Here is a 12,506-nt window from a genome sequence, read left to right on the forward strand (position 1 = left end):
TAGAGATCAACGGGTTCACAACGTGACACACCCACCAGTATCGCCCGTCCACCCGACTCAACCACGGCAAACCTTCGCATCTCCGCGTCACCGGCGAAGCCGGCCCCATAGCTCGATACGCCACTCACTTCGTTCGCGGCTACTCGATCACCGGCTGACGACCGCTGGTCGAGTAGCCGAGGAGCCTGCGACGAGGCGTATCCGCCGGATCGAGCTCGTCGAGATCGAGACCACCCCATATCCTCGACCGAGTGCGTCGTTGGATACTGCTGGCCGTCCTGACCGCAGCCGCGACATATCTTCTCGAACTTCTCGATGTGGACGCCGCGGCGTTGTTCGCGGCGCTCGTCGTCGCCGGGATGCTGGCGATCGCCGGATTCGCGCCACCGTTGCGCAGGTCGCGTGACACCACCGACGACGACCCGGAAGACACCGATCCACCGGCCATCCCGCGGCCGATCATGCACACCGCCCAGGGTGTGCTCGGTGTGTTCATCGGCACCATGGCCGAGCCCGAGACGCTGTCGGGGCTCGGGTCGTCGTGGTTCCCGGTGCTGGTGATCGGCCTCGGCACACTCGCGCTGTCGGTGGCCGGTGGCGCGATGTTGGGCCTGCACCGCCTCGTCGACCCGCTCACCGGTTCGCTGGCGCTCGTCGCAGGTGGGGCGTCCGGGCTCGTCGCATTGACCCGCGAGTTCGGCGGCGACGAACGCATGGTCGCGGTGATCCAGTACCTGCGGGTCGCGCTGGTCACCATCACCATCCCGCTGGTGGCCTCGCTGGTGTTCGACGCACAGTCGACGGCGGTGCACGAGGCGCCGCCGAGCGCCACCGATCAGGGGTGGGGCCTCGTACTGCTGGCGGTGTGCTTGGGTATCGGCATCCCCGTCGGACGACTGGTCCGGCTGCCCGCGGCTGGGCTCCTCGGTCCGATGGCGCTGGCCACCGTCGCCGAACTCACCGGCCTGGCCGGCGACGCCGCGGTCTCCACGATCCTGCTCACCGTCGCCTACGCGATCATCGGCTGGCAGGCCGGCCTCGGCTTCACGATGGACCGCCTACGGGCCATCGGCCGAGTGCTGCCGGCCGCGTTGGTGCTGATCCTCGCGATCGGCGTCGGCTGCGCGCTGCTGGGAGTGCTGCTGTCGGTGTGGACCGGCGAGTCGATGTTCGACTGCTACCTAGCCACCACCCCGGGCGGCATCTACGCGGTGCTCGCCGCGGCGACCGCCGCCGGCGGCAACGTCGCGTTCGTGGTGGCCGCGCAGATCCTGCGAGTGTTGCTGATGCTGTTCGTCGCCCCGTTCGCGGCCCGCGCAGCCGCCCGACGACTCGCCTCGTGAGTTACAGCTGCAGTCTCAGCGGTCACCCGAGACAATAGTTGTCGCGGGCGGTTGCCGGCACCGCAGTGAGATGCGCGCCGGTCGGCCCTCGACCCGTTCCGGTCGGCTGTCTAGAGTCGAGACCATGAACGGGGAGCCCAATTCGACCAGTGCCCGCGAGTTCGATGTCGTCGTGTTCGGTGCGACCGGCTTCGTCGGCGAACTCACCGCCCGCTATCTGGCCGAGCACGCGCCACGCGGCACCAAGGTGGCGCTGGCCGGCCGGTCGGAGACCAAACTGGCCGCCACCCGCAAACGACTACCCGCACGCGCCCACGACTGGCCGCTGATCGTCGCCGATTCGTCGTCGCCGAGTTCGCTGGACGCGATGGTCGCCCGCACCCGCGTGGTGTGCACCACCGTCGGCCCATACCTGCGCTACGGCGAGGCGCTGGTGGTGGCCGCCGCGAGCGCCGGCACCGACTACGTGGACCTCACCGGCGAGGCGCCGTTCGTGCACTACTCCATCAACAAGGCACACGAGACCGCGCAGGCCACCGGCGCGCGGATCGTGCACTCCTGCGGCTTCGATTCCGTGCCGTCGGATCTCGGTGTGTACCTGCTGTACAAAAAGATCGCCGACGACAACGCCGGTGAGCTCACCGACACCACCTTCGTGGTCAAGTCGTTCAAGGGCGGCATCTCCGGCGGCACCTTCGATTCGGTGCGGGTGATGGCCGAAGAGTCGCGCAACGCCGAGACCCGTCGCCTGGTGCTCAACCCGCATTCGCTGTCCGGGGAGCCCGGCAACACGCCGCGGCCGGCCATCAAGTCCGAACCCAGCGACATGTCGATGATCTCGGCCAAGAAGGTGGATCCGTCGATGAGCGGCACTCTGGCCCCGTTCTTCATGGCCGCGTCCAATACCCGAATCGTGCGGCGCACCAACGCGTTGTTGGACAACGCCTACGGCGAGGACTTCCACTACGCCGAGACGATGTCGGTCGGCCGGATTCCGGGTGTGTCCACGGTGACCGCCGGAGCGGTCGCGGTCGGGACCGGAGTCTTTTTGGGCGCCATGAGTTTCGGGCCGACCCGCAAGCTCCTCGACCGACTGCTACCCAAGCCGGGCGAGGGACCGAGCGAAAAGGCCCGCGAGAAGGGTTCTTTTGTCACCGAGACGTATACCACCACCCCCAGCGGCCGCCGCTACCGCTCGACGATGCGGATGTCGGGCGACCCCGGCTACAAGGCCACCGCGGTGATGCTCGGCGAGAGTGCCCTGTCGTTGGCGCTCGAACGGGATCGTCTGTCCCCCTTGACCGGTGTGCTCACCCCGGCCGCGGCGATGGGCGAGGTGCTCACCCGGCGGCTACAGGACGCGGGAGCGACGCTCGAGGCAGTCGAACTCACCTGAGTGCGACACCTCCGCACCGGAGTGAACCCGCCAAACGTCACCACTGATCCCTGAGGAGCGAGCCGAGGGGCCCTTCGTGACGGGCCTTTGCATTGCGAGGTGCTCACGGCTTCCGCGCCCAACGCAGCCACCCGGGGTGGCTGGTGTCAGACCCGCGTCAGCGGCGGCAGCTCATCCTGCGGTACATTGTCGATCTCGGTCACCACGGTGTCGTCGCCACTGTTCAGCGCGACGAAACTGCCGTAGAGGCGCGGCTTCCCGTCGTCCCGCCCGCCGACGACGCGCTCCCCTTGCACCGAGGTGAGGGCATAGCCTCCCTCGTCGAGTTCGATGGTGTGCGCACTGCCGGCGGGCACCACGTAGAAGTTGGTCTGAGGCACCAGGTTTCGGTCGGCGGTACCGCTGAACACGATGATCGCGATGTCGCCGTCACTGTCGTTGTGGATGGTCACACCGCTCGCATCGGTGGAGTAGTAGACGCCGTCCGCGGCGCCGTCGGCGCCCACCGCGTCGAGCGGCCACAGGATGCCGGTCGCGAGCCCCTCGGACGGATCCCAGAACTTGTTGTCGGGGTCGACGATCGGTTGATCGGCGTCGCGGATCGCGCCGCCGAACGGGTTGAAGTTCTGGCTCAGCGTCGAATCATCCTGCACCACAACCATTCCGTAGATGATGGCGCGACCTTCGGCGTCCCGATCCCCCTGCACGACGTATCCGGAGATGTCGCCGCCGGCGTCGATGGTCGTCGACTCTCCGGCCGGCACCAGGTACAGCCCATCGCCGTGCGGCACGTTGTATTGGTCCACCGCGATCACCGCGACGTCGGTGTCACCGGTGTTGGTGAACGTGATGGTGTCTGCATCCGCATCGTAGGTGTAGGTGATGTCGTCGGCGTCGGCGATGCGATAGTTGTCGCCGATCAGCACCTGGAAGTCAGACGGGTCGTAGAAACGGTTGTCCGGGTCGATCATCCACCACTGCAGCCGCGCGGTGAGCACGTCGAAGGCCTGCGCGATCAGCGAGTCGTCGGTGTCGTCGACGGCCGGGTTGGCGTCAGCCGAGTCGACCAGGGGGCCCACCACACTGGCGGCGGGCACCGTGACCCGATCCCCGGGATTCAGCAGCCCGAGCAGGTCACTGCCGTCGCCGCGGCTGCGACGCAGGAAGGCACCGCCCGCGGCGAGGCTCTGGTTGAGGAAGATCAGACCGCCGGCGCCGACGTCGCCGGCGAAACCGTAGAACGCGCCCGGACGCGGCTTCTGCTGCTCGGGCGGCTCCGTGTCGGCGCCCGCCGACACCGCGGCCGCCGTGCCCGGCTCGCCGATGACCTCGCCGATCACCCGCGCCGCCTCATCACCTACCGCGCCGTCACCTACCGCGTCTTCCGTCGGAGCGTCATCGGTAGCCGCGCGGTGACGCCCCGTCGCGGGCTCGTCGGCGCGGTGGCGTCCGGTCGGCTCGTGATCCGCGCGGTGGCGGCCCGACGGCCACGACCAGGTCGGGACCTCTCGCGCGGTGGTCGGGTCGTCGACCTCGGTGGACGGGGTTTCCGTCGCGGAGTCCGGCGTCTCGGCGGGCCCAGACGTCTCCGGAGGCGAGGACTCAGACGGCGGCTGCGTGGTTCCGGTGGACTCCTCGGACGGCGCCGACTCGTCGCGATCCGCGGGTTTGGTGGTCGCACCGTCGGACTCCCCGGCCGGCGGTGCGGTGGTCTCGGTCGGCTCCCCACTTCCCGAGTCCCCTGCTCCCGACTCCCCGGTGCCCGGCGGCGCATTCGTGGAGGGGGCAGTCGTGGAAGTGTCGGTCGTGGAGGGGTTGCTGACCGCACCATCCCCGTCGGCGCTCGGCGAGGCCGGTTCGGTTCCGGTGAGTTCGTCGGCGGCCGCCGCACCGACGGGCGCGGCCATCAGCAACGCGGCGGCGATCCCGGAGGAGGCGACGATGACCCGAGTGCGTCGAACTCTCTTCACTGACATACCGGTGGATCGCTCGCCGTTGCCGGATCGTTACCGAAACCGCTACTGCTGCCCCGGATTCAGCTTGATGAACAGGGCATCCATCTCCGCACACAACCGATCGCCATCGTGCAGGGTGCCCTTGATGAACACCTTGCGGCCGTCCACCTTCTCGGCCCAGGTGTGCGCCTGCAGCGGCGTGTTGAGCGGCGTGATCGACCGGTACTGCACGGTGAGGTAGGCCGTGCGACTGACACCCTGGATGGCCACCGCCGAGGCGTAACCTCCCAGGTCGTCAAAGGCGACGGCCACGTGACCACCGTGCGCGGCCTTGTTGCCGCCGAGGTGGAAGTCACGGAAGGTGACCGACGCGAACACACCGTCGTCGTTGACCTCGGTCACCTCGAACGGGGGCAGCGTGATGTTGCCGCGCGCCGGGAGGTCGATGCGGGTGCCCGACGGCGAATGCCACTCGTCGATGCGGACGGCGGCGAGTTTGGCGTTGATCTTCTCCAGATCGGCGATCAGTTCGTCGGCCAACTCCGGGGTCGGGCAGGCGTAGCGGACGTTGTCCATCAGGGTCCGCGCCTGCTCACTGAACTCCCCGTAGCGGGGCCCGCCACGTTCGGTGGTGATGGCGGTGTGCGCCCGGAACCCGCCCTCGTGCGGGTCCTCCTCTATCTCGGTGGTCGACTCCGGGCTGGTTGAACCGTCACTCATGGATCAACCGTATAGAACGGCCGTTCACCCGTCGCGACGTGATCCCGGCGGATCGACGTGCGGTATCGGCTCGGGCTTCTCGTTGCGGTCGCGCAGCCATACGGAGCGACCGATCACCAACGCAAGCACCACCGCCACCGTGACCCACACGGTGAGGATGATCGCGACGATGACCCAGCCCACGTGTCCAGGATGCCACGATCGCGGCAGAAACCCCGCCGACTAGGGCATATCCGTCGGTACCACTGCGGTCACGATCCGCAGAAGGGCGTCGAGACACAACTCACGGACCCGACCACTTAGGCTCGATTCATGACTGATGCCGGTTCCGCGACCCAGAACCCCTTCGATCCCACCCAATGGGCTCCGGTGCCCGGTTTCGATGAACTCACCGACATCACCTACCACCGCCACGTCGGCGAAGGCCGACAGCACGGGATCGTGCGCATCGCCTTCGACCGCCCGGAGATCCGCAACGCGTTCCGTCCCCACACCGTCGACGAGCTGTACCGGACGCTGGATCATGCGCGACGCTCCCCCGACGTCGGCACGGTGCTGCTCACCGGCAACGGCCCGAGCCCCCGCGACGGCGGGTGAGCGTTCTGCAGCGGCGGCGGGTGGCTACACATCCTGGAGGTGCAGCGCCTCATCCGGACCTTGCGCAAGGTGATCATCGCGGTGGTCAACGGTTTGAGCCGCAGGAGGCGGCCACTCGTTGCACGCCGTGTGCAACCTCAATCTGGCCGCACGGGAACGCGCCCGGTTCAAGCAGGCCGACGCCGACGTCCGGGTCCTTCGACGCGGGCTACGGCAGCGCCTACCTCGCCGCGCAGGTGGGACAGGAGTTCGCCCGGGAGATCTTCTTCCTCGGCGAGGCGAATGACGCCGAGACGATGCACCAGATGGGTGCGGTCAATCGAGTCGTCGACCATGCCGACCGCGTGGCGACGGCCATCGAACAGGAATGCACGATCAACGGCAAATCACCCACCGCGCAGCGGATGCTGAAGTTCGCGCTCAACCTCACCGACGACGGCCTGATAGGCCAGCGGGTGTTCGCGGGTGAGGCCACCCGCCTGGCGTACATGACCGATGAGGCCGCGGAGAGCCAGGATGCATTCCTGCAGAAGGGATCTCCTGATTTGGGATGCGTGTCCATCTAGACTGACGGGACGGGCGCTACTCCAGACCCACGGTTGCGAACGTCCTCGCGTCCTGACGTCGATCAGACGATCAGCCGTGGTGCGCCGTTGCCTCGATCGACCGGGCCACCCCACGCGGACTTCGTGACCGCCCAGAGCTCATGATCCCCACGTCGTCCCTGCGAGTCGACGACGCTGTGCAGCTTGCCTTCGCGCAGGAGGCCGACGTACTCGAGGGCGACGGCGATCCGCTGATCGTCAACGGGCACGGCGACGCAGACGCGCAACATCCCGGCGACCTCGAAGGCGTAGGAAAGCAACTCGGCTGTCACCATTCCCGCGATCTCAGAAGTTGTCTCGCCCAGCGGCTCGAGAGACAAGTCTGCGGTGGCCCACGGCCGGTGCAACAGGTGAATCTCGCACCGCATCACAGGGACCCCGTCGACCTCCGCGAGGAGCCCCGTCGACGGCAACGATGATGGTGAATCGTGACGGGCGCGCACCTCGCGCCGCAAGACCACGGGTGAGCCGGGGGACGTCCGGATCTGCAGGCTCTCGAGCTGACGCCGCCGTGCCCGACCGGCACGCCAGTCCCAGATGACGTGGCGGATCGACTCCGAGAACCAGATCGGAAAATGCACCAGCATATCCCGCATATGCCCCTGGACGGATACCGGAGTCAATGCCCCGATGTCGGTGTCAGCGAAGTGCGCGAGCCAATAATCGGCATACCCACCGTCAGGCATCCTGTCGCGGGTCGCCGCCCACAGTTGATGGTCCCGCCGACGACCTCCCGCATCGAAGGACTCGCGCATCACCGCTTCGCGGTACATTCCTCCCTTTGCCACGCTGCGCAGAGCGGGTTCGTTGTCCACGCAGATGGGCGCCGTGACACGATCTAGATCTTCGGAGTTCATCATGTGATCGACGAGCATCGCACTCGCAAGGCCACTCACCCCCTCGTGCGCCAGCTCCGAATCGACCCACACGCCCAACTCGCCCGACCGGGTGCGGTGATCAAGCGCGCTGATCGCGCACTGCCCGGCCAGCCGCCCATCTACTTCGATCACGAGTGATACGGCATGGCTGCGGCCGGCTGCCTTGCGCTGCTCGATGCATTCTCGAATCCAACGGCGCTTGGTGTGCCTGTCTGCCCACTCGAGATCCGACGACACCCAGAACGGCTCGATGTACCGGCGATCGCGCAACCGTACTCGACGCCACTTAGCGTAGTCACCGAACTGCGGCTGGCGCAGCACCACTTTCCGCCCACGCACGATCCGTGGGCCCAACCGAAGCCTCGACAGATCCGATCCAGCCCTCCGGTCGCGGAGCGCGGCCGCCACCTCGCGCATCATCATCACCTCACACCCGCCGACGTAGCTGTCCGAGACCCGTCCCGAGAGTCTTGAAGATCACCCGGACGACGGACGGTTCCACGACTGCCAGCGCAGCTAGGTAGACCGCACCGAACACAAGGGTGTCCACTGCCAGATACCCGACACCCAGTAGTACGCCACGCGAATCGGATTGCAGGACAAAGTGCTCCAACGCTGCGCAGGCGGCCGTAGCCACCACCGCGCAAGGCACCTGCGGCACGACGGCCGCACCGAACTCCTGCAGCGAGAAACCGACCACCGGCTTCGCCAACGCTGCCACCGTTGCTCCGACGAGCAAGGCGGTCACCGACGCCGCGAGTCCCGCACCGACCACCCCGAACGGACCGATGAAAACGAGCAGCAACACGATTCCGAGCGTCACCTCGACCGCGGTATACCAGTTCAGCAGACCGGTACGCCCACCACCCTTGATCGCCTCCTCGCTTACCGAGATGATCGCCTTTCCAAATCCCAGACCCGCCATCGCCACGACGACCGCACCGGCTTCTCGCCACTGTTCCCCGAATAGGATGACCACCGCGGGTTGTCCGAGCGCGATCATGAGTCCGCTGAGCGCGGCGGCTCCGACCGTCGCCCACCGCAATGCGCGCAGATAGGCCGGCTTCATCCGCTCGGGCTCCGCGGAGATTCGCGAGAATGCAGGAAACAACGCGACCGCACCGACCTCGAGGATCGCCCGGACCGGGATCATCGAGATGCGCTGCCCGTACCGGAAATACCCCAGATCCGTCTCACTGAGTCCGCGACCGACGACGACCGCTTCGAGGAGCGATTGCACACGGGCACCGATCATCCCGAACACCAGGGGCAAGCCATAGCGGGCGAGTTCGCGCCACAGCGTGACCGAGACGTGTCCTCGGCCGGGTCGCCAATCGGAGATCAACCAGACCGTCGCCACCCAGACGACGTACGACGCGTAGATCCCGGCGACCATACTCCACACACCCCAGCCCGCCGCGGCCGCCGAAACGGCCACGGTGGCGTAGGCCGCGGCGACGCTGGGGCCGACGATGAGCCGCCGCTTGACACTGAATTCCCGCTGCAGCATGGCCTCGGGAACGTTGGTGAAGGAGTACAGGAACAGCACCCCCGACGATGCTGCGGCGACCAGCCCGACCTCGCCGTTGTCGAAGACCAGTCCGATCACCGGGGATACAGCCAGCGTCAGCAGGCTCATCAGGAAACCCGAAACCGCAGTGACCCAGAAGACGGTCTCCGCCGAGTCGATCAGTTTGTCGTCCCGGTGAATGAGCGCCGAACGCAGGCCGCCTTCGACGAAGTTGCCGAGGAACAGCGCGAGGACCGTGCCGGCCACGAAGACGCCGACCTCGGCAGGGGACAGCAGGCGCGCCAACGCGATCGTCTGGACGAAGGTGATCAGCTCGCCGACCACGAGCGCGACCGCGGAAGCCGCAGCGACGTTGCCGATATTGCGCCGCAGCGACGAGCCCTCCGACTCGGCTTCTGGGCCGTGCGGGTCGTTGTGCTCCGATGACCTGGTCAAGTCGCTGTTCCTGTGTGTTCACTCGGCGGGTACATGCCGCGGCTACCGTCTGGCCGGACGGCGGTTCTCGACCAGGTGATACACCCGCTCGAAACCCTCCCGGCTCGTGTCCACCTGTGCGCGGGCCCTTTCCCGCAGCGACTCTCGAACGCGCGAAGCGCTGTCCCAGGCTTCCGCTATCGCGCAGGACAACACGCCCTCCAGATTCGGCTCACGCAGATCTACCACCTGCATGCCGCCACCGAACATGTCGCACAAGCCCAGGAACTTGTCGTCGTAGTACTGCGATGCCGTCAAGGCCACTACCGGGATGCCTTGCGACAGTGCGAAAACCGCGAGGTGGTAGGCCCCCGTGACCACCACCCGACACCGTGATACACGTTCGGCGACCACCTCGGGAGCCACGTATTTTCCCGGTGGCGTCGTCTGGGGAGAATAACCCCTGACCAGCGGGAGCGTGGATCGGCGATCCTGACGACGGTATTCGGCGATAATCAACGGGGCCAAGGCCGCGCCGCGCACGCGAGCCGATTCGCGTACCACCGCGCCGACGGTCTGCTGGATGTCGTCGGAGATCGGTGAGTAGCCGGCGACCCGCAGGCACAACCCGATCTCCGCGCCGAGACCAACAGATCTGATGCGGTAAGCCAATTCGATCGCATCGTCGCCGGTGACCGATACGCGGTCCGATGAAACGTCGAGTGACTCCAGCAACACGGGACCCTGCAGCTTCTCCCGCAACGCGATGACGTCGACGACGGACAACACCTCGGTGGCCCGGGTGCGAAGCACCGGGTCGTCCAGTGGCCCCATCCCCTGCCCCACCATTGCCACCGGGACAGCGTGACGGTGAGCGTGCTCGATCAAGTTGAACACCCGCCGCGTCTGGGCCGCGTCCACATCAGCGAGATAGCCGCCACCCATCACCAGCAGCAGCGAAGCGCTCTCGACGGCCGCGAAGGAGCCCCTGGTCACGGGCTTGCGGGGAGGGGTCGGCGGGGCCGGCGTGTCATCGCCGATCAGGGCCCGCCATCGAATCAACGCGCGACGACGAGCTCCGCGCGCCTTCTGCGGAAACCACACCCGTGCACGCAACCAGGCCAACATCGGTGGCCCCACCCACTGCGGGCCGGCGATGACCGCAGCCCTCTCGACCAGGGTCGATGGCGACCAAGGCGCCTTGTCACCGACAGTGATCGCCTCGGCATTCGGAAAATACGCCCGCAACAACGCGGGAGCGTCGGTGAGGACCGCGATCCGCGCCGCGGGCCATCGTTCGCGCAACCGATCGATGGTCACCTGCATCATGGCCAGGTCACCGTTGTTACGGAGCCAGTATTCACTATTCTCGACGAGGATCCGGAGATCCTGACCCCTTGCCCGGGTTGCAGTTTCGGCTTCTGCCATCAGTAGTACCCCATCGTGCGAGCTACACCTTGTCCGGCCTCGTCCCGGCTGACATCACAAGCCGTTGGCGGTACACGTTGGTCCGACGTGGGCTTCACTGTACTGGACAGGACGTAGACTACGGCGGATACGTTAGCAATCTCGCCTCGGCAGACCCGGGGCGACGGGTGATCTACGGGCGCGGGGGCCTGTCGAAGGGATGACGCGGATGGCGACCAGTACACTCGGCGTTCAACTTGATCGGCTGCGCAGGCGGTGGTGGGTCGTCGCCGTCGTCCTGCTGTTGTTTCTCACCGCGGGAATCATTTCCGCGGTGAGGGCCGACACCACCTACAGCAGCCGGGCAACCCTGGCTGTGGTCTCCCAGACGCGCGCTCCCGAGCAGGACGCCATGCTGGCCCACGGTTACACAGACTTCTTCAACCAGCCCGAGAACCAATCGATTCTGCGACAGATCGCGGACGTTCCGGACAACGTGACGCTGACCGCAGTGGTGGCTGCGCCCAGTCCACTGATCTACATCACCGCGAGCTCGTCGTCGTCGGGCGACGTCGAATCCGCCGCGGCAGACGCTGCCGTCGCGCTCCGGGACACGGTCAACGATGCTCTTCGAGCCAGTCGCGCCGACGCCATCGCGGAAGTCCGCCGTCCGCTCGACGACATTCGCGAAACGAACGGAGTGGTCCCCCAGCAAGCACTGATCCAGATGGAAGACCGAATCAGCCAGATCAACGCCGACACCACGAACCAGATCGAGATCATCGAACTGCAATCGAGCGTGTCGTCCTCGAAACCGAATCTTGGTACGACACTGGGGCTCGCCGTGCTGGCCGGACTCGTGGTCGGCTGTGGTTTCGCTTTGGCGTGGGGCGCGCTGTCGCGCCGCGTCGGTTCCGGCCCCGAATTGGAGCTCCGGACCGGCATCGAGGTCCTCGGCCAACTTCCGCCCGACCACGACGTCGACGACGACCCACGCTTCGGGCAGCTTGCCAACGCGATCACCGGGCTCGACAAGTATCCCCGATCTCTGGTGATGGCGGCGCCCCGCGAGCGACCGGCGGTCGAGAGCACCGTCGGACGCATCGCAACGGAACTCACGGATACGGGACTGCGGGTGGTTGTCGTCGACCACGCCCGCGCCTCCGAACCGGGTGCCGGCGCGTGGTCCGCGGTCACGGTGGAGACAATTCGCCCGGACTCGGACATCACCAGCAGCCGTCCGGTGAATCGTTACCATCTCCGTGAGCTGCTGGACTCGCTGACCGAACGCGCCGACCTCGTGCTGATAACTGCACCCCCACTGGTCGAGTCGGCGACGGCGCAGAGCATCTGCGCCGAAGCCGATGGGACACTGCTGGTGGCCGAAGAGTCGGTCACCGCGCTCGCCGACGTGCGCACCGCCCAGCGGCTCTGTCGACAGGCAGGAGGCGACATCCTGGGTGCCGTCCTGATCGAGACCCCCCGCAGAACAATCCGGTCCGGCCGGCTCTCCACCTTGGTCCAACGACGCCACGCCTCCCCGGAGAACGCCTCGGAATCCGCGACCGACTCCGGGGCGGGGCATGAAGCGCCCGCCACCCCACCTGCCGTCGGGAGCGCCGTTGACCACGGCACGGCCAAGACCCGCTAGGCACGCGGT

At 67.0% G+C, this 12,506-nt stretch carries 9 protein-coding genes and 1 pseudogene; 4 read left to right on the plus strand and 6 right to left on the minus strand.

The genetic code is table 11. The annotated features are described in order from the left end of the window. Positions 1 to 251 precede the first annotated feature (251 nt). Both L1892_RS17310 and L1892_RS17315 read left to right on the plus strand, forming a co-directional pair. Positions 252 to 1,343 carry an AbrB family protein gene (locus L1892_RS17310; protein WP_235724889.1) on the plus strand — a complete coding sequence of 364 codons (1,092 nt, stop codon included), beginning with the start codon at positions 252 to 254 and terminating at the stop codon, positions 1,341 to 1,343. A gap of 124 nt (positions 1,344 to 1,467) precedes the next feature. After that, positions 1,468 to 2,739, plus strand: a complete 1,272-nt coding sequence (locus tag L1892_RS17315) for a saccharopine dehydrogenase family protein (protein WP_235724890.1) — start codon at positions 1,468 to 1,470, stop codon at positions 2,737 to 2,739. 146 nt (positions 2,740 to 2,885) lie between these two features. On the opposite strand, the gene L1892_RS17320 is transcribed toward L1892_RS17315, so the two are convergent. From L1892_RS17320 to L1892_RS17330, 3 genes are read right to left on the minus strand one after another with little or no spacing between them, the layout of a single operon-like run. Continuing rightward, on the minus strand, positions 2,886 to 4,715 hold the full coding sequence (locus L1892_RS17320) for a hypothetical protein (RefSeq protein WP_235724891.1): 1,830 nt from the start codon (positions 4,713 to 4,715) through the stop codon (positions 2,886 to 2,888). Positions 4,716 to 4,757: 42 nt separating this feature from the next. Next, positions 4,758 to 5,414: a PaaI family thioesterase gene (locus L1892_RS17325; protein ID WP_235724892.1), complete on the minus strand. Its 657-nt coding sequence runs from the start codon at positions 5,412 to 5,414 to the stop codon at positions 4,758 to 4,760. A gap of 24 nt (positions 5,415 to 5,438) precedes the next feature. Further along, positions 5,439 to 5,597: a hypothetical protein gene (locus L1892_RS17330; RefSeq protein ID WP_235724893.1), complete on the minus strand. Its 159-nt coding sequence runs from the start codon at positions 5,595 to 5,597 to the stop codon at positions 5,439 to 5,441. 129 nt (positions 5,598 to 5,726) lie between these two features. Between L1892_RS17330 and L1892_RS17335 the strand changes: the two are divergent. Beyond that, positions 5,727 to 6,577: pseudogene (locus L1892_RS17335) on the plus strand (enoyl-CoA hydratase-related protein). Between the two features lie 62 nt (positions 6,578 to 6,639). On the opposite strand, the gene L1892_RS17340 reads toward L1892_RS17335, so the two are convergent. From L1892_RS17340 to L1892_RS17350, 3 genes are read right to left on the minus strand one after another with little or no spacing between them, the layout of a single operon-like run. Beyond that, on the minus strand, positions 6,640 to 7,917 hold the full coding sequence (locus tag L1892_RS17340) for a GNAT family N-acetyltransferase (RefSeq protein ID WP_235724894.1): 1,278 nt from the start codon (positions 7,915 to 7,917) through the stop codon (positions 6,640 to 6,642). Between the two features lie 4 nt (positions 7,918 to 7,921). Then, positions 7,922 to 9,460 (minus strand): oligosaccharide flippase family protein, encoded by a 1,539-nt coding sequence (locus L1892_RS17345; protein WP_235724895.1) that lies wholly within the window; start codon positions 9,458 to 9,460, stop codon positions 7,922 to 7,924. Between the two features lie 42 nt (positions 9,461 to 9,502). Beyond that, entirely contained in the window at positions 9,503 to 10,768 is a 1,266-nt protein-coding gene (locus tag L1892_RS17350) for a polysaccharide pyruvyl transferase family protein (RefSeq protein WP_235724896.1), read from the minus strand. A 307-nt stretch (positions 10,769 to 11,075) separates the two neighbouring features. Between L1892_RS17350 and L1892_RS17355 the strand changes: the two genes are divergently transcribed. After that, positions 11,076 to 12,497 (plus strand): hypothetical protein, encoded by a 1,422-nt coding sequence (locus tag L1892_RS17355; protein ID WP_235724897.1) that lies wholly within the window; start codon positions 11,076 to 11,078, stop codon positions 12,495 to 12,497. Positions 12,498 to 12,506 lie beyond the last annotated feature (9 nt).

This window comes from Gordonia tangerina, from assembly GCF_021556435.1.
GTDB classification, from domain to species: domain Bacteria; phylum Actinomycetota; class Actinomycetes; order Mycobacteriales; family Mycobacteriaceae; genus Gordonia; species Gordonia tangerina.

Bases quoted from the DNA above. Each gene is read 5' to 3' on its own strand.
- L1892_RS17315 (WP_235724890.1), top strand. From the start codon at position 1,468: ATGAACGGGGAGCCCAATTCGACCAGTGCCCGCGAGTTCGATGTCGTC.
- L1892_RS17320 (WP_235724891.1), bottom strand. From the start codon at position 4,715: ATGTCAGTGAAGAGAGTTCGACGCACTCGGGTCATCGTCGCCTCCTCC.
- L1892_RS17325 (WP_235724892.1), bottom strand. From the start codon at position 5,414: ATGAGTGACGGTTCAACCAGCCCGGAGTCGACCACCGAGATAGAGGAG.
- L1892_RS17340 (WP_235724894.1), bottom strand. From the start codon at position 7,917: ATGATGATGCGCGAGGTGGCGGCCGCGCTCCGCGACCGGAGGGCTGGA.
- L1892_RS17350 (WP_235724896.1), bottom strand. From the start codon at position 10,768: ATGATGCAGGTGACCATCGATCGGTTGCGCGAACGATGGCCCGCGGCG.
- L1892_RS17355 (WP_235724897.1), top strand. From the start codon at position 11,076: ATGGCGACCAGTACACTCGGCGTTCAACTTGATCGGCTGCGCAGGCGG.